Raw genomic sequence first — 24,236 nt, forward strand, 5'->3', positions numbered from 1 at the left:
CAAGGTGGAAAGGCACCCTCCATGACCTTCGAAAGAAGGACTACCTCTTTAATTGACAGCGGAAAATAAGGGGCCTAGGTTCCCGGTCATGCCCTCGACCTCGCCCGCCGAGACGTTCCCGGCGCACACCCCGGCGGCCTCCCAGATCTTCACCACCGTCCTCACGCACGGCCCGCTCACCCGGCAGGAGGCGGCCCGGCGGACGGGCCTGTCCCCGGCGGCCGTCACCAAGGCCGTACGGCCGCTGATCGAGGCCGGCTTCCTGGTGGAGGACGCGGGCGCGGAGGTCCGCCCGGGGCTCGGCCGCCCGGCCAACCCGGTGCGGGTCGACGGCGGACGGGCGCTGTTCATCGGGCTGAAGGCGACCGGCGACGAGATCATCGGCGTGCTCACCGACCTGTGCTGCCATATCCGCGTCGCCCGGCGCGTCCCCCTGACCGGCCGCACGCCGCGCGAGGTGCTCCCGGTCGCCGCCGACCTCGTACGGGAACTGCTCACCGAGGCCGAGGGGTTCGGCGTCCAGGTCCTGGGGCTCGGCATCGCCGTCGCGGGTGACGTGGACCGCGCCGCGGGCACCGTGCGCTTCTCGCCCTTCCTGGACTGGCACGACGTCCCCCTCGCCGCGCTCGCCGAGGAGGCGAGCGGGCTGCCGGTCACCGTCGACAACGACGTCCGCGCGCTGACCGTGGCCGAGCAGTGGTTCGGGGACGGCGTGGGCCTGTCCGACTTCGCCGTCGTCACCGTGGGCGCGGGTATCGGCTGCGGGCTCGTGGTGCACGGGCGGGTCGTCTCCGGCGCGCACGGCGTCGCGGGGGAGATCGGCCATGTCCCCGTCGTCCCGGACGGCCCGCCCTGTCACTGCGGCGACCGCGGCTGCCTGGAGGCCGTCGCCTCCGACGCGGCGATCACCGCCCGGGTCCGCGAGGTGACCGGCGTCCCGGTCGCCGACGCCGCGGAGGCCGTCGCCCTGGCCCGCGCGGGGGACGCGGGGGCGCGCGCCGTCTACGCCCGGGCGGGAGAGGCCATCGGCCGGGGGATCGCCACCGTCGCCAACCTGCTCGGCCCCGCACGCGTGATCATCTCCGGTGAGGGTCTCGCCGCGTACGACCTGTTCGCCGGGCAGGTCCGTGACGCCTTCGCCGCGGCCGCCTTCGGCTCCGCCGCCCGCTGCGAGGTCCGCACCCGCCCGCTGCCGTTCGAGGAGTGGGCCAGGGGAGCCGCCGCCACGGCCATCCAGTCCTTCGCCGGCCGCTGACGCCCGCCGGGGACCGGGAGATGAACGGCCGATGACGGCCTGATGCAGCCGGTGCCGGGCCGGTCGGGTGCCGCTAGTCTCCCTACGGGTCACTTCTTCATCACGGGACACGTGGGAGGCGACGATGAACACCACGACGCTCCACCCTCGAAGACTTCCCCCGCGGGGGACCCGGCTGCGCGGGCTGTTCGTCCTCGCCCTGCTCGCCGCCCTCCTCGGCCCCGCCCCCTCGGCGGCCGCCGGCACGCCGCCCCGCCACGACGTGGTCACCTGGGCGACCAGTGCCTTCCGACTGGGTACGGGCGTGCCCGACCGCGCCTACCGGCTGGTGGTGCACACCAGCGTCGGCGGCGACCGGATGCGCGTACGGCTCTCCAACGCCTTCGGCGACCGGCCGCTGACCTTCGACAGCGTGTACGCGGGACGTCAGGCGGAGGGCGCCGCCCTGGTCCCCGGCAGCAACCGCCGGGTCACCTTCGACGGCAGCACGAGCGTGACGATCCCGCCCGGTGGCCTCGTCCTCAGCGACCCGCTCCCCGGCTGGGTCCACGCCCGCACCAACCTGGTCGTCAGCCTGCACAGCCCCGACGCGGGCGGCCCCGCCACCGGACACCGGCTGGCCATGCAGACCTCGTACCTCACCCAGGGCGACCACACGGCCGACGAGAGCGCCGCCCCCTGGACACGGACCGTCACGTCCTGGTTCTACCTGGACGCCGTCACCGTCCGCACCCCCGCCCGCACCGGCGCGGTCGTCGCGCTCGGCGACTCCATCACCGACGGCTGGGAGTCCACCACGGACCTCAACCGCCGCTGGCCCGACCACCTCTCCCGCCGCCTCCAGCACTCCCTCGCCACCACCGTCCGCGGCGTGGCCAACGCGGGCATCTCCGCCAACAAGGTGCTCGCCGACACCTACTCGCCCAGCGCCCTGAACCGCCTCGACCGCGACGTGCTGTCCCACCCGGGCGTGCGCACGGTCCTGCTGTTCGAGGGCGTCAACGACCTCAAGGCGCACACCGGCGTCACGGCCCAGGACCTGATCGACGGCTACCGGCAGCTCACCGACCGCGTCCACGCGGCCGGGCACTGTGTGGTCGCCGCCACGATCGCGCCGTTCAAGGGCTGGTCCGAGTGGGACGCGGAGGCCGAGGCGGTCCGCCAGGAGGTCAACGCGTTCATCCGCTCCGGCGGGCCGTTCGACGCCGTGGCCGACTTCGACCGGGCCGTGCGCAGCCCCGACGACCCCGAGTCCATCCGGCCCGAGTACGACAACGGCGACCACCTCCACTTCACCGACGAGGGCATGCGGGCGATGGCCGACGAGGTCCGCCTGAAGGACCTGGAGTGCGCCAAGGGGCCCAGGCGCTGACCCCGCCCGGCGCCCCCGGGGAGGACCGGGCGACCCGGTGTCCGGCGCACCGGGCGCGGGCGGAACAATGCAGGTCCCGGCACGGTTCTCACTGAGGAACGTCGCAGCACACCTGGGAGAAGGGCGACACACGATGACAAGGACCGAGGAGAAGGCGCTGCTCGCGGGCGGCTGCTTCTGGGGCATGCAGGAGCTGATCCGCACGCTGCCGGGCGTGCTGAGCACCCGGGTGGGGTACAGCGGCGGCGACGTCCCCAACGCGACCTACCGCAACCACGGCACCCACGCCGAGTCCATCGAGATCACCTACGACCCGACGGTCACCGACTACCGGACGATCCTGGAGTACTTCTTCCAGATCCACGACCCGACGACGAAGAACCGCCAGGGCAACGACATCGGCATGAGCTACCGCTCCGCGATCTTCTACTACGACGACGAGCAGAAGCGCGTCGCCGAGGAGACCATCGCCGACGTCGACGCGTCCGGACTGTGGCCGGGCAAGGTGGTCACCGAGGTGACCCCGGCCGGTGACTTCTGGGAGGCCGAGCCGGAGCACCAGGACTACCTCCAGCGCTACCCGGACGGCTACACCTGCCACTTCCCGCGGCCCAACTGGCGCCTGCCCAGGCGCGCGGCGTCCTGAGCCGACGGCCCGACACGACAAGGGGCGCGCCCGCTTCGGCGGGCGCGCCCCTTGTCGCAGGCGGACGTGACGTGACGTCACGCCACGCGTGAGATCAGCTCCTGCAGGTACAGCCCGCGTGCCGCGTCCGGAGCGGTCGTGACGCCGGTGCGCACCGCCGTCGCGAACTCCCGGCGCAGCACCGGCCAGCACTCCTCGTGGTCGATCTCCGCCGTGTCGTACACCAACGGCTCCCCGGCGCCGAACAGTTCGACGCGGGTGACCGCCCGTGGCACGTTCACCGCGCCGGACAGCGACGCCTGGCTGACCGCGCCGTTCTCGTGCTCGCAGGTCAGTTCCAGCCACGTGCGGGAGTCACCGGTGCCGCGGATCGTCTTGATCGGGCCCACCGCCGCGTCCAGCAGGTCCAGCAGATGCGGGCCGAGGTCCAGCAGCGCGCCCTGCTCCAGCCGCCAGCCCGTCGCGAACTCCCCGCCCAGAAAGGCGCCGTGGAGATAGCAGGAGCGGGCGCCGGACACCTCGGTGTGCCGGGCGGCGGCGAGGAACGCCCGGGTCACCGGGTGGTACCGCTTGGTCAGCACGAGCTGCGAGACCACGCCCGCCTCGGCCACCGCGTCCGCCACACGGCGGGCAGCGTCCAGATCGGGGCCGAGCGGCTTCTCCAGCAGCAGCGCCTTGCCGTGCCTGGCGGCCAGGGGCGCCAGCCCGGCCTGCACGGCGGGCGGCACGGCGAACGCCACCGCCTCGCACCGGTCGAGCAACTCCTCGAAGGAGGCGGCCACTTCGGCCCCGTACGGGACCGCCGTCTCGTGAGCGGCTTCGGCGCGGCGGGCCCAGACGGCGGTGAGCCGGGTCTCGGGTCCTGCCGCGAGGATCCGGGCGTGCATGGCGCGGGCCCAGGGGCCCGCGCCGACCAGGCCGACCTCGACGGGCCGGCGGGTCCAGGGGGAGGAGGTCACGGTCGTCCTGACTTCGGCGCGAGGATCCCGGCGAGCCGGGCGTCCGCACGCGCGGGGGAGTAGAGGTGCTCGACGACCGTGGTCGCGGCCCCTATGAGGCCGGCGTGGTCGCCGAGGCGGGAGGTGACGATCTGGAGGTTGGCCGTGGTGCGGGGCATCGCCCGTTGGTACAACAGTTCGCGCACGCCGGTCATGAACGGCACCCCGGACAGGTCCCCGGCGAGCATCAGCACGCCGGGGTTGAGCAGCGTGACGACGGTGACGAGCACCTCGCCGACCCGGCGGCCCGCCTCACGCGCGAGGCGGATCGCGTCCGGATGCCCCTCGGCGAGCAGCCGCCTGACGTCCGAGCCGGACGCGGCGTTGCCGTCCGCACCGGACAGCTCCTTCGCCAGGGCCCGGCCGCTCGCCACGGCCGCCAGACAGCCGTACGAGCCGCACATGCACAGCGCGTCGGTGCGGTCGTGCACCCGGATGTGCCCGATGTCGCCGGCGCCGCCGTCGATGCCCCGGTAGACGTGCCCGTCGACGACCACGCCGGCGCCGATGCCGGTGGAGACCTTCACCAGCACGAACGCGCCGCAGTCCCGGTGGTTGGCCTGCTGTTCGGCCAGCGCCATCAGGTTGGCGTCGTTGTCCACCAGCACCGGCACCGGGCCGCCCTCCAGGCTCGCGCCCACGTGCCCCGCGTACGCGTCCTGGAGGCGCTCGCGGATCGGGTAGCGGTCCCAGCCGGGCATGATGGGCGGCTCCACGACCTGGCCGACCTCCCAGTCGACCGGGCCGGGCACCGACAGGCCCACCCCGCAGACGCGGGACGGATCGGCGCCCGCCGCGGCGATCAGGTCCGGGAACCACCGGGTGACGTGGTCCAGGACGTGGTCCGGGCCCTCGGTGATGTCCAGCGGCCCGGTGTGCTCGGCGAGGATCGTGCCGGTCAGGTCCAGCACCGCCGCCCGGGCGTGCCGGGTCTCCAGGTCCACGGCCACCACCGAGGCGTGCGTGGGGTCGAAGACGATCCGCTCCGACGGGCGGCCCCCGGTGGAGGCGCCCGTGGTGTGCCGCAGCCAGCCGGCCCGGTTCAGCAGGTCGAGGCGCTGCCCCACGGTGGACCGGGACAGCCCGGTGGCGCGTTGCAGGGCGGCCCGGGTGTTGGCACGGCCGCTGCGGATCAGGTCCAGCAGTCCGCCCGCGCTGACCGGCTGCGGCGTCGTCACACGTTCCCCCATGGCGTCAGCTCTTGTCGGCGCCGCTGGTGAGGCCTTCGGTGAGCAGCCGTTCGGCGGCGAAGAACAGGAATACCACGGGGATCGTCAGCACCACCGAACCGGCCATCAGAACCGTCTTCGGCACCTCGACGCCGTTGGACAGCTGCGCGAGACCCAGCGACACCGTCCACGAGCCGGGGTCGGCGGCCAGGAACAGCAGGGCGAACAGGAACTCGTTCCACGCGATCATGAAGACGTACAGGCCGGTCGCCATCAGCGAGGGCAGCGCCAGCGGCAGGATCACCTTCCGCACGGTCTGCAGCCTGCTGCACCCGTCCAGCGCAGCCGCCTCCTCGATCGAGTACGGGATGGTGACCAGGTAGTTCTTCAGCATGTACACCGACACCGGCACCGTCTGTGCCACATAGACCACGGCGAGGCCCACCAGGCTGGAGGACAGCCCCATCCTGGCGAAGATCACGAACAGCGGGACGGCGAGCAGCGTCGCGGGGAACAGGTAGACGGCCAGGAACAGGGCGCTGACCTGCCGGTGCCCGAAGAACTTCAGCCGGCTCACCGCGTAGGCGCCGGGCACCGCCGCCGCCAGCGTCAGCAGCACCGTACCGAGCGACACCAGCGCCGAGTTGAGCAGGAACCGCATGAAGCCCTGCCCGCCGGCGTCGGTGGAGCGCAGGACGTCCTGGTAGGTGGACACCGTGAAGTCCTTGGCCGACAGCCACAGGGACCCGGGGTCCAGCAGCAGCGCGTCGATGGGCTTCAGGGACAGCAGGAGCATGTAGTAGAAGGGCAGCAGGGTGATCGCCGCGAGGAACGCGATCACCAGCCACTTCAGGACGCCGAGGACGCGGTCCTCGACCTGGGCCCGGGACAGGGCGGTCTTGCCGGTCACGCTTCCTCCTGGACCTTGTTGCCGAAGAACTTGAAGTAGAAGCCCAGCAGGATCATCAGCGAGGCGGCCAGCACGAGGGCCTGGGCCGCGGCGGCGCCGACGTCGTAGCGGGCGGTGAGGAAGTCGTAGACCCGGACGGCCGCGACATCGGTGCCGGCGCCGCCGCCGGTCAGCAGGTAGACGTCGTCGAACTTGTTGAACGTCATGATGAACCGCAGCACGCACAGCAGCGCGATCACCGGCATCAACTGCGGGAGCAGGATGTGCCGGAAGCGCTGGAGCGGCGTCGCGCCGTCGACGGTCGCGGCCTCCTCCAGCACGGAGGGCACGGCCTGGAGCCGGGCGAGGATGAACAGGAACGCGAAGGGGAAGTACCGCCAGCACTCGAACGCGATGACGGTGAGCAGCGCGAGCGGGATGTCGAAGTGTGCCCCGAGGAAGCTCACTTCGTACGCGCGGGTGGAGAGGAAGGCGATGGGGTCGTCCCAGCCGAACAGGCGGCTGCCCCAGTCGTTGACGATGCCGTACTGCGGGCTGAGCGCGACCTCCCACACGAACGCGACGGCCACCACGGGCGCCACGTACGGCAGCAGCATCGCGGCCCGCAGCAGACCGCGCCCGCGGAACGGCCTGCGCAGCGCGAGCGCGGCGACCAGCCCCAGCAGCACCGAGCCGGCGGTGCTGCCCGCGGTGTAGATCAGGGTGGTCTTCAGGCTCGACCAGAAGCCGGCCGAGGCGAACACGTCGGAGAAGTTGTCCAGCGACCAGTTGCCGAACAGGCCCATGCCCTGGATGTCGACGAGCTTGGCGTCCTGGAAGGCCAGCAGCACCGTCCAGGCGATGGGCAGGACGACCACCACCAGGACGACCAGGAAGGTGGGGGAGACGAAGGCCAGGCCCGCGCGGTTGGCGCGGCTGCGGGCGGTCGCGGGGCGGCGGCCCGGCCGGCCGGGGCCGCCCGTGGGCCGGGGCGAAGGGGTCCGGCGCTGCTGCGCGCCGGCGGGGGCAGTTGTCATGGAAGGACCTTTGTGGCGTGCGGGCGGGCGGCTGTTACTGGAGGGACTGCTGCAGTTCGGAGATCTCTTCGTCGGCCTCGCGTGCCGTCTCCTCGGGCGAGGACTGTCCGCTGGTCATCGCGCCCACGGCCTTGGGGACGGGCAGTTCGCCGTTGGTCGCGCCGACCAGGGCGCCGTCGCCCTGGGTGATGCCCCAGCGGCGCAGGTTGGTGATGCCCTCGGCGAGCTGGTCGAGCAGCTCGGACGGGTAGACCTCGTCGAACGGCTTCTTGGTGTCGACGCCGATCTCGCTGTTGCGCCAGGCGTCGAGATAGCGGTCGGGGTCCTCCTGCGTGCCGCGCCGGACCGGGATCTTGCCCTCGGGCGCCATGCCGAACCACGACTCGTAGCCGTCGCTGGTCATGTACTGGATGAACTCGCGGGAGGCGGCCGTCTCGGCGGTCTTCGTCGTCACCCAGGAGGTGATCTCGCCGAACTGCGCGGGCTCGGCGGCGTCCGGGCCCTTCATGGAGGTCACGATGCCGCTGTGGTCCGCCAGGTAGCTCGGGTCCTTGCGGCACTCGGCGCAGCTGGGCAGCGCGTCCTTGCGCAGCCCGGCCAGCTCGTCCAGCAGGAACGACGACCAGACGATCATCGAGGACCGGCCCGAGAAGTACGTGGCGCGGGTGGAGTCCACGGTCTGCGTGCCGGGGGCGCCGTACTCCCGGGCCAGCCGGTCGTAGGTCCGGAACGCGTTCCGGCACTGCGGTGAGTCGAGGACCACCTCGTGCCTGTCGTCGACCAGTTGGCAGTCGTTGGCGAGCGCGATGCTCTCGAAGCTCTGCGAGGTGAAGACGTCGCCGGGGTCGGTGGCCGCCGAGACGCCGTCGTGGCCCTTGGTGGTGAGGGCCTCGGCGGCGGTCAGCGCCCGCTCGTAGGTGTCGGGCGCCGCCAGCCTCTTCTCGTCGAAGTCGTCCTGACGGTAGACCATCAGCTGGAGCCAGGAGTCCGAGGGGACGCTGAGGCTGGTCGCGCCGTCCGAGGTCAGCTCGAGGGCGTTGGCGTTGAACGTGTCGCGCCCGTGCCCGTCGATGACCTGCTTCGGGATCTTCGTGTTCAGCAGGCCGTTGCTGTACATCTGCCAGACCTGTCCCATCGGCACGGCGCCGATGACGTCGGGCAGTTCACCGGCCGCCGCTGCGGACATGATCAGCTGGGGCAGCTGGCCCTCGTCGACCGTGACGAGCTGGACGTCGATCCCGGTCTTCTTCTCGAACCCGGCGACGGTCTTCCGGGTCGCCGCGGCCCGGTCCGGGAGGTTCTCCAGGGACCACACCTTGATCTTGCGGTCCGGGGCGCCAGGCCCGGTGCCGCCGGTGGAACAGCCGGCCAGCAGCCCGCTTCCCAGGGCTGCCGCGACGCCGACCGCGGTCATCCGCGACCGCAGGGTCCTCAAGCGCATTGCACGTCCTCGTGTCGACTTACGTCTGCTGACAGCGCATCTCAGCATCACTTTTGCTTGTTGACAAGACATAAGTTCGGGATATCGTCGTCGCAACCCGCCCACCACACCCTTCCGGAGAGCATCCGTGGAACGCGTCGTCCAGTTCACCGGCCCCCGTCACGTGGAGATCGCCGAGCACGAGAGAGAGCCTCTGCCGCCGGGTCACCTGCGGGTGCGCACCCGCTATTCGGGCATCTCCGCGGGCACCGAACTCACCGCGTACCGCGGCACGAATCCGTATCTGACCCGTACCTGGGATCCTGAGGCGCGCCTCTTCCGTGAGGGTGCGGCCGGCATCGAGTACCCGGTCGCCGGCTGGGGCTACTCCGAGGTCGGCGAGGTCGTCGAGGTCTCCCCGGAGCTGGACGGCACCCCTGGACTTCCCGTCATAGGTGACCTCATATGGGGCATATGGGGACATCGCAGTGAAGGAATCGTCCCCGCCGAACGTGTCATCGGTCACACCCTCCCGGACGGACTCGAGCCGCTGGCCGGCGCCTTCGCCCGGGTCGGCGCCATCGCCTACAACGCCGTCCTGGCCGGCGACATCCACCTCGGCGAGGACGTCGCCGTCTTCGGGCAGGGCGTCATCGGCCTGCTCACCACCCGCCTCGCCCAGCTCAGCGGCGCCCGCGTCACCGCCGTCGACGCCCTGGACGGCCGCCTCGACACCGCCCGCCGCCACGGCGCGCACACCACCCTCAACGCGCGCACCGACCAGGTCGCCGAACGCGTCCGCGAGGCCACCGGCGGACTCGGCGCCGACCTCGCCATCGAGATCAGCGGCGCCTACCCCGCCCTGCACGAGGCCCTGCGCTCGGTCGCCGTCGGCGGACGCGTCGTCGCCTCCGGCTTCTACCAGGGCGACGGGATCGGCCTGCGGCTCGGCGACGAGTTCCACCACAACCGCGTCCAGCTCGTCTGCTCCCAGATCGGCGGCGTACCGCCCCAGCTCTCCGGACGCTGGAGCGTCGAACGCCTTCAGCGGACCTTCCTGCGGCTGGTCGCCGAGGGCCAGGTCGACGTCACCTCCCTGGTCAGCCATGTCGTCCCGGCCGCCGACGCGGCGGACGCCTACGTCCTGCTGGACGAGCGGCCCGCCGAGGCCCTTCAGGTCGTCCTGGAATTCTGAGAGCCCGAAAGGCCCCCCACATGCTCAAGACCGCCGTACAGGAGCAACTCCTGCCCGGAGACACCCTCCAGGCCAAGTGGGAGTTCGCCCAGCAGGCCGGATACGACGCGATCGAACTCCGCGGCAAGGGCGGCCTGCACTTCGCCTCCCGCCTCGACGAGCTGAAGCAGGCCCGCAAGGACGGCGTCGTCATGCCGACCGTGTGCGTCGACATGCTCCACTTCCTCGGCGCGTTCGACGAGGACCTGCGCCGCGACGCCCTCACCCAGATGAAGTCCCAGCTCACCGTCATCGCCGAGATCGGCGGCACCGGCGCGCAGACCCCCGCCTCCTACGGCATGTTCTCCCGCCGCCTGCCGCCCTTCGAACCGCCGCGCAGCGAGGCCGAGGACCGCGAGATCCTCCTCGCCGGACTGACCGAACTCGGCGAGCACGCGCGCCGGGAAGGTGTCACGCTCTTCCTCGAACCGCTCAACCGTTACGAGGACCACATGGTCAACCGACTCGACCAGGCCGCCGACCTGATCCGCGCCACCGGCCTCGACTCGGTACGGATCGGCATCGACAGCTACCACATGAACATCGAGGAGTCCGACCCCGCCGCCGCGATCCTCGCCCACGCCGACCTCATCGGCCACGCGCAGGTCTCCGACTCCAACCGCTTCCAGCCCGGCGCGGGACACCTCGACTGGCGCGCCTGGCTCACCGCCCTGCACACCATCGGCTACGACGGCCACCTCGCCCTGGAATGCCGGCTCACCGGCGACCCCGTGGAGGCCGTCCGCTCCGTCCCCGCCTTCCTGAAGAGGTCCGGCGCGTGAAAACCACCCTCCTCGACCGGCAGACCCCCCCCGACCGGCTCGCGCCCACCGCGCCCGCGGACCACCTGACACTGCGGCGCGGTGCGGCGCGGGTCCTCCTCGGCAACTGGACCGGCGCCTCCACCGTCCCCTCCCGCACCCTCTACCCCCACCAGTGGAGCTGGGACTCGGCGTTCATCGCCATCGGGCTGCGCCACCTCTCCGTGCGCCGCGCCCAGCAGGAACTCGAGTCGCTGCTGGCCGGCCAGTGGGCCGACGGACGCCTCCCGCACATCGTCTTCAACCCCGACGTCCCGTACGGCGCCTACTTCCCGAGCCCCGACTTCTGGCAGTCCTCCCGCGCGGGCCACGCCGCGGGCGCCCCCGCCGCACCCGAGACCTCCGGCATCGTCCAGCCCCCGGTGCACGCGCTCGCCGCCTGGCTGGTGCACCGCGCCGACCCCGCCGAGTCCGCCCGGCGCGGCTTCCTGGCCCGGGTGCTGCCCCGCCTCACCGCCTGGCACGACTACCTCCTGACCCGCCGTGACCTCGGCGGCGGGGGGCTGGCGGCGGTCGTCCACCCGTGGGAACCCGGCATGGACAACAGCCCCGCCTGGGACCGCGCCCTCGCCCGCGTCGAACCGGCCGCCGGCACCTTCCGCCGCGCCGACCTCGACCACGGCGACCCCGCCGACCGGCCCACCGACCTGGACTACGGCCGCTACGTACGGCTGGCGTCCACCTACCGCGCGGCCGGCTACGACGACCGGGCCACCCGCCACGAGTTCGCCCTGGAGGACCCCGGCTTCAACGCCCTCCTCGTCACCGGCGAACTCGCCCTCGCCCGTATGGCGGACCACCTCGGACAGGACGGCGCCCGGCACACCGAACGCGCCGCCGAGCTGACCCGCCGGCTCGTGGACCGCCTGTGGGACGGCGACGCCGGGATCTTCCGCGCCCGCGACCTCGTCGACGACACCCTCGTCGGCCACACCGGCATCGCGGGCCTCCTCCCGCTGGTCGTCCCCGGACTGCCCGCCGACGTCGTCCGCGCCCTGACGGACACCCTGGACGGCCCGCACTTCCGGGCCCCCGCCAGCGGGCTCGTCCCCAGCAACGACCTGACCGGGCCGACCTTCGACGCCACCCGCTACTGGCGCGGCCCCGCCTGGTTCAACACCGCCTGGCTCGTCGAACGCGGGCTGCGCGTCCACGGCCGGGACGCACGGGCCCACACCCTGCGCGAGGCAGTGCTCGCGGAGGCCGGACGCACCGGCTTCGCCGAGTACGTCGACCCGCTGACCGGCGAGGGCCGCGGCGCCCGCCAGTTCTCCTGGACGGCCGCCCTCGCCCTGGACCTGCTCCACACCGGCCGCGACCCGGACGTGCCGGCCACCCCCCACGACGCGCCCCTGCCGCACACCGAACAAGAGGAGCTCTCCCGATGACCGAGACCACCGGGCGCGTGCAACTCGTGCGCGACGGCACGCTCGCCCGACTGGGCCCGGCCGGCGACATCGACGGCGTGGGCGGCACCGCCCCCGACGGACTGTTCACCCACGACGCGCGCCATCTCAGCCGCTGGCAGCTCCGCGTCGCCGGGGCCGCGCCCGTCACGCTGCGGCCCGCCGAGGAGGACCCGGCCGGCGCCTCCTCCGTCAGCGTCCTGACCCCCGCCGGCACCCGCGAGACCCCGCCCGCCTACACGGTGTTCCGCGACCAGAGCGTCACGGGCGGCGTCCTCACCGAGCGCCTGACCTTCGTCAGCAACCTCCCCGAGCCGGTCACCGCCGAGCTCGAGCTCACCGCCGACGCGGACTTCGCCGACCTCTTCGAACTCCGCGCCGACCGGCGGACGTACGAGCGGCCCGGCGCCGAGCACAGCGCCCAGGCGGTGCAAGGCGGCGTCCGGTTCGACTACCGCAGGGACGACTGGCACTCCCGTACGGTCGTGGAGTGCGCGCCCGCCCCCGACTCCGTGCGCGAGACGCCGGACGGCGGCACCGCCCGCACCCTGCGCTGGCAGCTCGCCCTCGCACCGCACGGCCGGGCCGAGCTGCGCCTCCTCGCGCACGCCCGCCCGCACGCGCCCGTCCTGCCCGTCCCCCGCAGGACGGCGCACGTGCCGTCGCCCTCGAAGCCCGGCGCGTCCGACCTGGACCGCGCCTTCGACCAGGGCATGACCGACCTCGACCTGCTGACCGTCCACGCCACCGGCGTCGACGGCGAGGACCTCGCGGTCCCCGCGGCCGGCAGCCCCTGGTTCCTCACCCTGTTCGGCCGGGACTCCCTCCTCACCTCCCACTTCCTGCTGCCCTACGCGCCGGAGACCGCCGCCGCCACGCTCAGCGCGCTCGCCGCCACCCAGGGCCAGACCTACGACGCGTTCCGCGGCGAGCAGCCCGGCCGCATCGTCCACGAGGTCCGCAAGGGCGAACTCGCCCACTTCAAGCAGATCCCCTACGGGCGCTACTACGGCACCGTCGACGCCACCCCTTTGTTCCTGGTCCTGCTGCACGCCCACCACGAGACCACCGGCGACCGCGCGCTCGCCGCCCGCCTGGAGCAGCACGCCCGCCGCGCCGTCGACTGGATGCTCACCGACGGCGGGCTGGAGGAGCGCGGCTACCTCGTCTACACCCCGGACCCCGGCGGCCTGCTCAACCAGAACTGGAAGGACTCCCCGGGCTCCATCTGCTTCGCCGACGGCACGGTCGCCGAGGGCCCCCTCGCCGTCTCCGAGGCGCAGGGCTACGCCTACGACGCGCTGCTGCGCACCGCCCGGCTGGCCAGGGACGTCTGGGACGACGAGGACTACGCCCGCCGCCTCGACGACCTCGCGGCCGGACTGCGCGAGCGCTTCCTGCGGGACTTCTGGATGCCGGAGGCGGGCTTCCCCGCGCTCGCCCTGGACGGCGAGGGCCGGCAGGCCGACGCCCTGGGCTCCGACGCGGGCCATCTGCTGTGGTCGGGCATCCTCGACGGGGAACGGGCCCGCGCCACCGGGCGGCGGCTGCTGGAGCCGGACTTCTTCTCCGGCTGGGCCGTGCGGACCCTCGCGACCGGACAGGCGCCCTACCACCCGCTGTCGTACCACTGCGGCAGCGCCTGGCCGCACGACAACGCCCTGATCGCGCTGGGCCTCGCCCGGTACGGCCTCGGCGACGAGGTGCGCGCCCTCGCCGACGGGCTCGCCGCGGCCGCCGCCCGCTGCGGCTACCGGCTGCCCGAGGTGTTCGCCGGGTACGACCGCGCGGACGCCCCCGCCCCGGTGCCGTACCCGCACTCCTGCTCGCCGCAGGCGTGGGCGGCGGCCACCCCGGCGGCCCTGCGCACCGCGCTCCGCCAGGTGTGACGCAAGGGGCCCCTCTCCGCGGAGAGGGGCCACCTTTCCCGGGGTTCAGCCGAACATGCCGGGCCGGTAGTCACCCGCGGGCTGCTGGTTGATGACGTTGATCCGGTTGTAGGCGTTGATGATCGCTATCAGCGAGATCAGCGCGGCGAGCTGGTCCTCGTCGTAGTGCTTCGCCGCGTTCGCCCACGCCTCGTCGGTGACCCCGCCGGCCGCGTCCGCGATCCGGGTGCCCTGCTCGGCCAGTTCGAGCGCGGCGCGCTCCGCCTCCGTGAAGACGGTGGCCTCGCGCCAGGCGGCGACCAGGTTGAGACGCAGCTGGGTCTCGCCCGCTGCGGCGGCGTCCTTGGTGTGCATGTCGGTGCAGAAGCCGCAGCCGTTGATCTGGCTGGCGCGGATCTTCACCAGCTCCTGGGTGGCGTGCGGCAGACCGGCGTCCCCCGCGGCCTTGCCCGCCGAGTTGATGTGCCGCAGCACCTTGCCGGCGACGGGGTTGGCGAAGAAGTCGATGCGCGCGTTCATGTGCTCTCCATGGTCGGTCCGTCGTTACGGTGTCGCTTCACTGACGGAACGGCCCCGCGATGTGTGACAGCCCCCGATGTGTGACCTACGTCTCATCGCTCCGTGTCGTCGTACGACGCGGCGTCCGGCGGGCACCGGACCTGCCGATAACCTTTCCGCGTGGACGGGGAGCGGGGGTGCCGGGTGGGCGAGCGTCGGGAACGCGACTGGACGGCGATGACGCCCGGGGACTTCGACAGCGAGGCCCCGCTCTGCCTCAACGTGGGCACCGGCCCCGTCGTCGTCCCCGCCGAACCGGACGAGTACGGCACCGCTCCGCTCTTCGGCGACGAGGTCCCGGAGCGCCGAGCTGCCCCGCGCCGCGCCACTCCGCGCCGGCCCGGCCCCGAGGCCGAGCAGGGGCAGCTCTTCTGACCCCTCCTCGGGCCCGCGATCACCTCTCACCCCTTGAGGCGTGAAATCGGTGTGCCTTGAAACGGTTGTGAGGGGTACGCGGCGGGAGCGGTCGGATCACCGGGAGGGAAGGTGCGCGGAGACCCGGACGGTGTGACGAGGGGGCCGGGGGCCCGACGTCACTCCTTCGGCGGGCGTCTCCTGCGCGGGACAACGAGCCATGAGACGTTGACGAAGGTCGACGTCCCTTTCGCACCTTGCGTCCCGAGGTCACCCGCAGCCGGCAAGTGAAGCAGCACGGCCACCCCGTCGTGGCCGGTCCGAAGCGGAGGAGCATTCACCCATGAGCGAGGCCAACCCCGTCCGTCGTGCCGTCAAGAAGGTCGCCAAGGCCCTGGAGGACGGCGTCTCGGCTCCGTCCGACGGCATCCCCGGCCGTCCCGCCCCCGAACCGCCCACGGTGGAGCGGCCGGTGGAACCCCGTGAGCCGTTGCCGCCCAAGCCCGACCAGAGCGGCCCGGCCACCGTCTCGCCCACCGGTTCCCCCACGGGCGCCGACCAGGCCCGCATGGCCCAGTCCGGCAGCCATCTGACGAACGCCCAGGGCACCCGGCTGTACGACACCGACCACTCGCTCAAGGCGGGCCCGCGCGGCCCGGTCCTGCTCCAGGACCACCATCTGCGCGAGAAGATCATGCACTTCGACCACGAGCGCATCCCGGAGCGCGTGGTCCACGCCCGCGGCGCCGGAGCGCACGGCGTCTTCCAGAGCTACGGCACGGCCGCCTCCGTGACCAAGGCCGGGTTCCTCGCCCCGGACGTCGAGACGCCGGTCTTCGTGCGCTTCTCCACGGTCGTCGGCTCGCGCGGCTCCGCCGACACCGTGCGCGACACCCGCGGCTTCGCGACGAAGTTCTACACCAGCGAGGGCGTCTTCGACCTCGTCGGCAACAACATCCCGGTCTTCTTCATCCAGGACGCCATCAAGTTCCCCGACGTCGTGCACGCCGCCAAGCCGCACCCCGACAGGGAGATCCCGCAGGCCCAGAGCGCCCACGACACCTTCTGGGACTTCGTCTCGCTGCACACCGAGGCCACCCACCACACCATCTTCTTCATGGGCGACCGCGGCATCCCGCGCTCGTACCGGATGATGGAGGGCTTCGGCGTCCACACCTTCCGCCTCGTCAACGCGGAGGGCAGCACGACCCTGGTGAAGTTCCACTGGAAGCCCAAGCTGGGCGTGCACTCCCTGCTGTGGGACGAGGCGCAGCTCATCAACGGCAACGACCCGGACTTCCACCGCCGGGACCTCGCAGACGCCATCGAGGCGGGCGCGTACCCGCAGTGGGAACTGGGCATCCAGACCTTCCCCGACACCCCCGACCAGACCTTCGAGGGCATCGACCTGCTGGACCCGACGAACATCGTGCCGGAGGAGCTGGCGCCGGTGCAGCCGGTCGGGCTGATGACGCTCAACCGCAACCCGTCGAACTTCTTCGCGGAGACCGAGCAGGTCGCCTTCCACGTCGGCCACCTCGTGCCCGGTATCGACGTCACCGACGACCCGCTGCTCGCCGGCCGGCTGTTCTCCTACCTCGACACGCAGATCACCCGGCTCGGCGGTCCCAACTTCCCGCAGCTGCCCATCAACCGGCCGCACGCGCCGGTCAACGACATGCTGCGCGACGGCATGCATCAGACGGCCGTGCACCGGGGTGTCGCGCCCTACCAGCCCAACTCCCTCGACGGCGGCTGCCCGTTCACCGCGGGTGCCGACATGGGCGCCTACATCGAGACGCCGGTGACCGTCCCCGAGGGACGGAAGGTGCGCGAGGCGCCGGAGTCGTTCTCCGACCACTTCAGCCAGCCCCGCCGCTTCTGGCTCTCCATGAGCCCGGTGGAGCGCGAGCACATCATCGGCGCGTACATCTTCGAGCTGGGCAAGTGCTACGAGGAGGCCATCCGCGTGCGGACCCTCCAGGTGCTGGCCAACATCGACCCCGAGCTGTGCTCCCGGGTGGCCGACGGCCTCGGGCTGCCCGCGCCGGAGCCGACGGTGCCGCTCGCCGACGTCGAGCCGAGCCCGGCGCTGTCGCAGATCGGCGGGACCTGGCCCGTCGATGGGCGCGTCATCGGCATCCTCACCGGTCCCGACGGCGACCTGGAGGGCGTGCACGCGGTGCGGGACGCCGTGCTGGAGGCGGGGATGGTCCCTCTGGTCGTCGCGCCGACGGGCGGCACGGTCGGCGAGGGTGAGCGGGCGCTGACGGCGCAGCGCAGCCACGTCACGGCGCGGTCGATCGAGTTCGACGCGGTGCTGCTCGCCGGGCCGCCGGCCGCGGGTCCCGACGCGCCGGGGGCGACGGACGGCAAGGGCGCGCCGGGGGCCGGGGCGGCGGCTGCCGACCCGCGGGTCGTACAGCTGCTCCAGGAGGCGTTCCGTCATGGGAAGGCGATCGGGGCGTGGGCGGGGGGTGAGGCGGGGCTGCAGGCTGCGGGCGTGCCTGTCGACGCGCCGGGTGTCGTAGTGACGGACTCCGGCGAGTCGGCCCTGACCGAAATCCGCACGCTGCTCGGTTCCCACCGAGTGTGGGAACGATTCACGCCGGGGGCGTGAGGGCCGCCCAGGGCGCGGGGGACTGACGGCCGCATCGGCGGGTGCGGCTGCATCGTGGCCGGTCGCGCAGTTCCCCGCGCCCCTTGAGGGCGTGGGTGCGCCCGGGGTCTCACTGGCCCCGCGGCTCCCCGCGCCCCTCGGGTGGCTTGCACTCACCGCGAGTGCACACCCTCAGGGGCGCGGGGAACTGCGCGCTCAGCCCCCACCGGACCCGCACATGCACGGCATCGGTGCCACCCGCCCCCTCCAGGGGCGCGGGGAACTGCGCGGTCAAGCCCCACCGGCCCGCACTCGCACCGGACGGGCACGGCCCCTCCAGGGGCGCGGGGAACTGCGCGGTCAAGCCCCACCGGCCCGCACTCGCACCGGACGGGCACGGCCCCTCCAGGGGCGCGGGGAACTGCGCGACCAACCCCCCACCGGCCCGCAGCCGTACCCTGGAATCCCCACCCCGGAAGCCACCCCATGCCCTCCCAAGATCCCCTCTTCGGTATCGACCAGCTCCCCCACCCGGAGTCGAAGCCGGTGGAACCGAAAACCACCCCCTTCCGTGACTCCCGCGAAGCCCACCGCCTCCTCGCGGTGAAAGAGATCCACGCGGAACCGGCCGCAGCCGCCTCCCCCCGAGGCCGTGAGATCCTCGCCCGCTTCCCCGAGGCCCGCCTCATCGAGGTCCCCTCCCACTGGCGCATCCCCGACCTGCACGGCAACGAGGGCAGTGCGGACCGCTGGATGCGCATCAAGCGCGAGACCCTCGTCCTCGGCGTGAGAAAGAAACTCACCACCCGCCCCAACGGCCGCTCCGCGGACTGGATCGCTCCCGGCCCCTCCAACGGCTGCGCCCTGTCCTGCGTGTACTGCTATGTCCCCCGCCGCAAGGGCTTCGCCAACCCCATCACCCTGTTCACGAACATCGACGCGATCATCGCCCACCTCGACCGCCACGTCGCCGCGCGGGGCCCCAAGACGGAGCCGAACCAGTGCGACCCCGAGGCGTGGGTGTACGACATCGGGGAGAACGGTGACTGCTCGGTCGACGCCCTCGTCTGCGACAACACCGCCGACCTGATCCACGCCTTCCGCGACTGGCCCACCGCGAAGGCGTCGTTCGCGACGAAGTTCGTCAACCCGGACCTGCTGGAGCTGGACCCGCGCGGCCGGACCCGTATCCGCTTCTCGGTGATGCCGGCCGACGACTCCCGCCTGCTGGATCTGCGCACCAGCCCGGTGGACCGGCGGATCGCCGCTTCCGCGGACTTCCTCGACGCGGGCTACGAGGTGCACTTCAACCTGTCGCCGGTCGTCGTCCGCCCCGGCTGGCACGACGCGTGGGACGAACTGCTGCGGCAGATGGACGACGTGCTGCCCGAACGGGTGAAGCGCCAGGCGCTGGCCGAGGTCATCATGCTCACCCACAACGCGGACCTGCACGAGGTCAACCTCCGCTGGCACCCGCGGGGCGAGGACGTCCTGTGGCAGCCCGAGCTGCAGGAGACCAAGCGCTCCCAGAACGGCGCCCTCAACCTCCGCTACCACGCGGGCGTCAAACGCCAGGCCCTCGCCGAGCTCCGCGAGATCATCGAGCGCCGTACCCCGTGGCTGGGCGTGCGGTACGCGTTCTGAGCCCCCGCACACCCGGCCGCGCCCCCACGCCTCCGCGCCTCCCCAGGTCACCCCCCTGTCACCCGAATTAAGGGTAGGCTAACCTTGCCGCGTGATTCCAGGTGAAGACGCGTCCTCGGGCCTGCGAGGGCATGAACTGGCGGCCGGCGGCGTGACCGTGGCGTACGACGGCACGGACGTCGTGCACGACGCGGAGCTGACGCTGCGCCCCGGGGAGGTGACCGCCCTCGTCGGGCCCAACGGCAGCGGCAAGTCGACCCTGCTGCGGACCGTCGCCCGGCTCCAGCGCCCCCGGCACGCCGCCCTCACGCTCGACGCGGACACCGACGCGCTCGCGCTCGGCCCCCGCGAGTTCGCCCGCCACGTCGCGCTGCTGCTGCAGAGCCGGCCCACGCCCAGCGGGCTGAGCGTGCGCGACGTCGTGGAGTTCGGCCGCTACCCGCACCGCGGCCGCTGGGGCGGAGCCGACCCGGGCGGCCGGGCCGCCGTCGACCGCGCGCTCGCCCTCACCGGCGTCACCGACCTCGCCGACCGCGGCGCCGAACACCTCTCCGGCGGACAGCTCCAGCGCGTCTGGCTGGCCGGCTGCCTCGCCCAGGAGACCGGCGTGCTGCTCCTCGACGAGCCCACCACCTACCTCGACCTGCGCTACCAGGTCGAACTCCTCGACCTCGTACGCGACCTGGCGGACGACCAGGGCATCGCCGTCGGGGTCGTGCTGCACGACCTCGACCAGGCGGCCGCCGTCGCCGACCGCATCGTGCTCCTCGCGGACGGACGCGTCGTCGCCGAGGGGGCGCCCGAGGACGTCCTCACCCCCGAGCGGCTGACCGACGTCTACGGCATCCGCATCGAGGTCGACACCGACCCCCTCACCGGCCGCCTGCGCACCCGTGCCCTCGGCCGTCACCACACCCGAAGCGAAAGGCTCAGCACCACCTCATGAGACGCCTCCTGCGCACCGCGCCCCTGGCCGCCGCCGCTGCCCTGCTGCTCGCCGCCTGCGGCACCACCGAACCCGCGGCCGACGACGCGCCCAAGGCGTCGGCCGAGCCCATCACCCTCACCGACGCGTCCGGCGCGAAGGTGGAACTCGACGGCCCCGCCACGAAGGTCGTCGGCACCGAGTGGAACGTCGTCGAGCACCTCCTCTCCCTCGGCGTGGAGCCCGTCGGCGTGGCCGACGTCAAGGGCTACAAGACCTGGGACAGCGCCGTACCGCTCACCAACGACGCCAAGGACATCGGCACCCGCGGCGAGCCCAGCGTGGACACCATCGCCGCGCTGAACCCCGACCTCATCGTCGCCACCACCGACCTCCAGCCGAACGCCGTCAAGCAGTTGCGGGAGATCGCCCCGGTCCTCGAGGTGAAGTCCGCCGACGCCTCCGACCCGGTGGGGCAGATGCTGGAGAACCTCGACCTCATCGCGAAGGCCACCGGCACCACCGAGCAGGCCGCCACCCTGAAGAAGGACTTCGACGCCAAGCTCGCCGAGGGCGCCAAGGCCCTCGAGGACGCCGGCCTGAAGGGCGCCGGGATCGCCTTCGCCGACGGCTACGTCGTCTCCAACCAGGTCTCCCTGCGCCCCTACACCTCCGGCTCGCTCGTCGGCGGGATCAACGAGCGGCTCGGTCTGAAGAACGCCTGGAAGCTCAAGGGTGACGAGGCGTACGGCCTCGCCGCCACCGACGTCGAGGGCCTGACCGCCCTGGGCGAGGTGCAGTTCGCCTACATCGGCAACGCGCAGGACGCCGCCAGCGACCCGTTCGGCAACGAGCTGAAGAACAACTCCGTGTGGAAGTCGCTGCCGTTCGTGAAGTCCGGCGACGTGCACCGCCTGGACGACGGCATCTGGATGTTCGGCGGCACCGGCTCGATGGAGCGTTACGTCGACACCCTCGTCGCGGCGCTGACGAAGTAGCCGATGGCCGTCACCGCCACCCCTCCCACCGTCCGCCCGGAGACGGTTCCGTCCCGGGCGGGCGCGGCCGCGGTGACGACCGCGCTCGTGCTCCTGGTCGCCGCCCTCGCCGTCGTCGACGTCACCCAGGGCACGGCCGCGGTCGGCCCGGCCGAGGTCCTCAAGGCCCTCACCGGCCGGGCCGACCCGGGCGACGCGTCCGTCGTCATCGCCTCGCGGCTGCCCCGGATGGCGGCGGGGCTCCTCGTGGGCGCCGCCCTGGGCGTCGCGGGCCTCGCCCTCCAGGCCGTCAGCCGCAACGTCCTGGCGTCCCCGGACACTCTCGCCGTCAACGCGGGCTCCTACTTCGCCCTCGGCGTCGTCGCCGTCACCGGCCTGTCCCTGCCGCTGATCGCCTCCTCGGCCATCGCCTTCGCGGGCGGTCTGGGCGCGGCGGCCGTCGTCCTCGGCCTGTCCGGGCTCGGCGCCGGCACCGTACGGCTCGTGCTGGCCGGCACCGCGCTCGCGCTCGGCCTGACCGCCGTCACCGAGGGGCTGCTCCTGCTGTTCCCGGAGGAGACCGAGGGCCTCTACCAGTGGAATCAGGGCAGCATCGGCCAGAACGGCTTCGACGGTGTGCTGCAGATGCTCCCCGTCGTCGTCATCGGCCTCGCCGGACTGCTCCTCGTCGCGCGCCGGGTGGACGCCCTGGCGCTCGGCGACGACACCGCGCGGGGCCTCGGCGTGCCGGTGGGGGCCACCCGCGTCACGGCCGTCGTGCTGGCGACGCTCCTGTCCGCCGCGGCTGTGACCCTCGCGGGACCGATCGGCTTCGTCGGCCTGTGCGCCCCGGCGCTCGCCCGCCCGCTCGGCCGCTGGGTCCGCGGCGTACGGCGGCTGCGCGTCGGCGCGTCGGTCACCGGTCTCGTCGGCGCCGCGCTGGTGCTCGGCGCGGACGTGCTGCTGCGCGCCCTGATCGACGCCGACACCGCCGTCGCCGTGCCCACCGGCGTGGTCACCAGCTTCGTGGGCGCGGCGTTCCTGGTGGTCATGGCGGCCCGTCTCCGTGACACCGGAGGCGCCGCCGCACCCGACAAGCTGAGCATCCGCAGCCGCACGAGGTTCCTCGCCACGCTCGTCGTGCTGGTCCTCGCCCTGGCCGGCGTCACCGTCGCGGGCCTGCTCCTCGGCGACCACAAACTGCTGCTGGGCGACGTGGCCAACTGGGCGCAGGGCAACGCGGGCCGGACCGTCTCCTTCGTCCTGGACACCCGCACCCCCCGGGTGCTCGCCGCGCTCCTCGCGGGCGCGGCCCTCGCGCTGGCCGGAACGCTCGTCCAGGCCGTCACCCGCAACCCCCTCGCGGAACCCTCCGTCCTCGGCGTCTCCGGCGGCGGCGCGCTCGGCGCGGTGGTGCTGGTGACCACCGTCCCGATGGCCGCGGGATGGGGCGTCTCCGCCGCCGCTTTCGTGGGGTCCGCGCTCGCCGCGGTCCTCGTCTTCGGGCTCGCGGCACGCGGAGGCTTCCAGCAGAACCGGCTGGTGCTCGTCGGGATCGGCGTGGCGTCCGGGACGACCGCCGTGATCAGCCTGCTGATCGTGCTCACCGACCCGTTCAACGCCACCAAGGCGCTCACCTGGCTGTCCGGCTCCACCTACGGCCGCGACCTGCCCGACGTGCTGCCCCTCGCGGTGGTGCTGGCCGTCGGCGTCGCAGTGGCGGGTGTACGGCGCCGGGAACTCGACCTGGTCTCCCTGGACGAGGACACGCCGAGGCTCCTCGGCCTGGACCTCGCGCGGGGCCGGCTCGGCTTCCTCGTACTGAGCGTGCTGCTCACCGCGACCGCGGTGGCCGCCGCGGGCACCATCGGTTTCGTCGGCCTGGTGGCCCCGCACGCGGCGCGCGCCCTGGTCGGCCGCCGGCACACCCGGGTGCTGCCGGTCGCGGTGCTGCTGGGCGCGGTCCTGGTGTGCACGGCGGACCTGCTGGGCCGCACGGTCATCGCCCCGGCGCAGCTGGGCGCCGGCCTGATGACGGCGGTGATCGGCACGCCGTACTTCCTCCACGTACTGGTGCGCGCGCGGCGTTGACGGGCGCGGGACGTCACCGGGGGCTTCGCGGCCGGCAGTTGACCAGCCGCGAGGCCCGCGGTCTTTCCTTTGTTCGGCGGCGGCTCGGTGGGTGACGGTCAGCCGAAGGCCTTGACGGCCTGGTAGTACGTCCACGCGGTGCTGTCGCAGGCGGTCTTGGTGGCGCCGCCGTACCCGTTGCACACGCGCTTGAGGTCCTCGTAGAAGGCGCTGTCGAGCCGGGACTTGTTGGCGCTGAAGGAGCCGGCGGCCTTGTAGTTGCGGTAGCCGAAGTCGTGGCGCGCGCAGGCGTTCTGGAACGGGAAGCCGAAGGGGTTGTCGGGGGAGGAGGAGCAGTAGTCGGTGGACCAGTCGAACCCGTAGGCGGCCCAGGCGCCCTGGTTGGCGCGGGCGGCGGCCCACTGGTTGTGGCTCGATGCGCTGGTCTGGGTCCAACTGGCCAGGACCTGCGGCTTGTCGGCGGGTGCCGCGTCGGCGGCGGTGGCCGTGCCGAGGACGCCGACGAGGGCGAGGGCCGGGGTGGCGAGTGCGGCGGCGAGTCTTCGGTGCATCCCACACCTCCATGAGACTGCGGCCCGACCACCGGACCGCAGGTTCATGACAATTGATGCCCGTACGGGCGGTCGGTTTACACCGCAACTACCGCAGATACTGGGCGACATGGTGGCCCGGTTCCGGAAAAACCACCTGACAGGATGATCCACGCCGGACCAACCTGACCGCGATGACGACCTCCTTCCTTCACAGAGGGGAGGTCCCGTCCACGCAAGGTGAGTGCTGATGCACCCACTTCCCATGGACGAGGACTCCCGTCTTTCCCTCTGGCGGCGCGTACGCGAGTACGCCGTGCCGCCCGCCATGATCGAGACCGCGACCGCCCGCCGCAGCCGTGGCGACCGGGTGGGGGCGTGCGCGGCCGCGCGCGTCGACGCCGATGTGCGGTTGCGGGATG

General features: G+C 72.7%; 20 protein-coding genes. 13 read left to right on the forward strand and 7 right to left on the reverse strand.

Features of this window, described 5'->3' with window-relative positions; all coding sequences use genetic code 11:
• The first annotated feature begins 88 nt into the window (after positions 1 to 88).
• The 3 genes from ACQY0Z_RS29845 (at position 89) to msrA (ending at position 3,273) form a co-directional block, all read left to right on the forward strand.
• Complete coding sequence (locus tag ACQY0Z_RS29845) at positions 89 to 1,255, forward strand: ROK family protein (protein ID WP_439813118.1); 1,167 nt, start codon at positions 89 to 91, stop codon at positions 1,253 to 1,255.
• Between the two features lie 262 nt (positions 1,256 to 1,517).
• Complete coding sequence (locus tag ACQY0Z_RS29850; RefSeq protein WP_439813391.1) at positions 1,518 to 2,627, forward strand: SGNH/GDSL hydrolase family protein; 1,110 nt, start codon at positions 1,518 to 1,520, stop codon at positions 2,625 to 2,627.
• Between the two features lie 133 nt (positions 2,628 to 2,760).
• Positions 2,761 to 3,273 (forward strand): peptide-methionine (S)-S-oxide reductase MsrA, encoded by a 513-nt coding sequence (gene msrA / locus ACQY0Z_RS29855; protein WP_189900580.1) that lies wholly within the window; start codon positions 2,761 to 2,763, stop codon positions 3,271 to 3,273.
• A 77-nt stretch (positions 3,274 to 3,350) separates the two neighbouring features.
• On the opposite strand, the gene ACQY0Z_RS29860 is transcribed toward msrA, so the two are convergent.
• From ACQY0Z_RS29860 to ACQY0Z_RS29880, 5 genes are read right to left on the reverse strand one after another with little or no spacing between them, the layout of a single operon-like run.
• Entirely contained in the window at positions 3,351 to 4,232 is an 882-nt protein-coding gene (locus ACQY0Z_RS29860; RefSeq protein WP_189900582.1) for a Gfo/Idh/MocA family protein, read from the reverse strand.
• Positions 4,229 to 5,461 carry an ROK family transcriptional regulator gene (locus tag ACQY0Z_RS29865; protein WP_347226688.1) on the reverse strand — a complete coding sequence of 411 codons (1,233 nt, stop codon included), beginning with the start codon at positions 5,459 to 5,461 and terminating at the stop codon, positions 4,229 to 4,231. Before ACQY0Z_RS29865 ends, ACQY0Z_RS29860 begins: the two co-directional genes overlap by 4 nt.
• Positions 5,462 to 5,465: 4 nt before the next feature.
• On the reverse strand, positions 5,466 to 6,350 hold the full coding sequence (locus ACQY0Z_RS29870; RefSeq protein WP_189900585.1) for a carbohydrate ABC transporter permease: 885 nt from the start codon (positions 6,348 to 6,350) through the stop codon (positions 5,466 to 5,468).
• Positions 6,347 to 7,366 (reverse strand): carbohydrate ABC transporter permease, encoded by a 1,020-nt coding sequence (locus ACQY0Z_RS29875; RefSeq protein WP_189900587.1) that lies wholly within the window; start codon positions 7,364 to 7,366, stop codon positions 6,347 to 6,349. Before ACQY0Z_RS29875 ends, ACQY0Z_RS29870 begins: the two co-directional genes overlap by 4 nt.
• A gap of 34 nt (positions 7,367 to 7,400) precedes the next feature.
• Positions 7,401 to 8,807 (reverse strand): ABC transporter substrate-binding protein, encoded by a 1,407-nt coding sequence (locus tag ACQY0Z_RS29880; RefSeq protein ID WP_347226686.1) that lies wholly within the window; start codon positions 8,805 to 8,807, stop codon positions 7,401 to 7,403.
• A gap of 127 nt (positions 8,808 to 8,934) precedes the next feature.
• Here ACQY0Z_RS29880 and ACQY0Z_RS29885 point away from each other — a divergent pair, with 127 nt between their 5' ends.
• The 4 genes from ACQY0Z_RS29885 to ACQY0Z_RS29900 are packed head-to-tail and all read left to right on the forward strand — an operon-like array spanning position 8,935 to position 14,136.
• The gene (locus ACQY0Z_RS29885; RefSeq protein ID WP_347226685.1) at positions 8,935 to 9,981 is read left to right on the forward strand and encodes a zinc-dependent alcohol dehydrogenase; all 1,047 of its coding nucleotides are present in this window, start codon (positions 8,935 to 8,937) and stop codon (positions 9,979 to 9,981) included.
• 20 nt (positions 9,982 to 10,001) lie between these two features.
• The gene (locus tag ACQY0Z_RS29890; protein WP_189900593.1) at positions 10,002 to 10,802 is read left to right on the forward strand and encodes a sugar phosphate isomerase/epimerase family protein; all 801 of its coding nucleotides are present in this window, start codon (positions 10,002 to 10,004) and stop codon (positions 10,800 to 10,802) included.
• Positions 10,799 to 12,229: an MGH1-like glycoside hydrolase domain-containing protein gene (locus tag ACQY0Z_RS29895; RefSeq protein WP_347226684.1), complete on the forward strand. Its 1,431-nt coding sequence runs from the start codon at positions 10,799 to 10,801 to the stop codon at positions 12,227 to 12,229. Before ACQY0Z_RS29890 ends, ACQY0Z_RS29895 begins: the two co-directional genes overlap by 4 nt.
• Positions 12,226 to 14,136 carry an amylo-alpha-1,6-glucosidase gene (locus ACQY0Z_RS29900; RefSeq protein WP_347226683.1) on the forward strand — a complete coding sequence of 637 codons (1,911 nt, stop codon included), beginning with the start codon at positions 12,226 to 12,228 and terminating at the stop codon, positions 14,134 to 14,136. The genes ACQY0Z_RS29895 and ACQY0Z_RS29900 overlap by 4 nt, the downstream gene beginning before the upstream one ends.
• Before the next feature lie 45 nt (positions 14,137 to 14,181).
• Here ACQY0Z_RS29900 and ACQY0Z_RS29905 read toward each other — a convergent pair whose 3' ends face one another.
• Positions 14,182 to 14,655, reverse strand: coding sequence for a carboxymuconolactone decarboxylase family protein (locus ACQY0Z_RS29905; protein ID WP_254586714.1), 474 nt, complete (start codon positions 14,653 to 14,655; stop codon positions 14,182 to 14,184).
• A gap of 183 nt (positions 14,656 to 14,838) precedes the next feature.
• On the opposite strand from ACQY0Z_RS29905, the gene ACQY0Z_RS29910 reads away from it, so the two are divergent.
• From ACQY0Z_RS29910 to ACQY0Z_RS29935, 6 genes are all read left to right on the forward strand, one after another.
• A complete protein-coding gene (locus ACQY0Z_RS29910; protein ID WP_189900854.1) occupies positions 14,839 to 15,069 on the forward strand; it encodes a hypothetical protein in 231 nt (76 codons plus the stop codon).
• 322 nt (positions 15,070 to 15,391) lie between these two features.
• Positions 15,392 to 17,668, forward strand: coding sequence for a catalase (locus ACQY0Z_RS29915; protein ID WP_347226682.1), 2,277 nt, complete (start codon positions 15,392 to 15,394; stop codon positions 17,666 to 17,668).
• A gap of 465 nt (positions 17,669 to 18,133) precedes the next feature.
• The gene (locus ACQY0Z_RS29920; protein ID WP_347226681.1) at positions 18,134 to 19,291 is read left to right on the forward strand and encodes a spore photoproduct lyase family protein; all 1,158 of its coding nucleotides are present in this window, start codon (positions 18,134 to 18,136) and stop codon (positions 19,289 to 19,291) included.
• Between the two features lie 91 nt (positions 19,292 to 19,382).
• A complete protein-coding gene (locus ACQY0Z_RS29925) occupies positions 19,383 to 20,237 on the forward strand; it encodes an ATP-binding cassette domain-containing protein (protein WP_189900604.1) in 855 nt (284 codons plus the stop codon).
• Positions 20,234 to 21,214, forward strand: coding sequence for an ABC transporter substrate-binding protein (locus ACQY0Z_RS29930; RefSeq protein ID WP_189900606.1), 981 nt, complete (start codon positions 20,234 to 20,236; stop codon positions 21,212 to 21,214). Before ACQY0Z_RS29925 ends, ACQY0Z_RS29930 begins: the two co-directional genes overlap by 4 nt.
• A gap of 3 nt (positions 21,215 to 21,217) precedes the next feature.
• Positions 21,218 to 23,284, forward strand: a complete 2,067-nt coding sequence (locus ACQY0Z_RS29935) for an iron ABC transporter permease (RefSeq protein ID WP_439813119.1) — start codon at positions 21,218 to 21,220, stop codon at positions 23,282 to 23,284.
• Between the two features lie 98 nt (positions 23,285 to 23,382).
• On the opposite strand, the gene ACQY0Z_RS29940 is transcribed toward ACQY0Z_RS29935, so the two are convergent.
• Entirely contained in the window at positions 23,383 to 23,835 is a 453-nt protein-coding gene (locus tag ACQY0Z_RS29940) for a phospholipase (RefSeq protein WP_189900610.1), read from the reverse strand.
• Positions 23,836 to 24,236 lie beyond the last annotated feature (401 nt).

The sequence above is a fragment of the Streptomyces sp. P9-2 genome, from assembly GCF_051903975.1.
GTDB lineage: Bacteria > Actinomycetota > Actinomycetes > Streptomycetales > Streptomycetaceae > Streptomyces > Streptomyces cellulosae.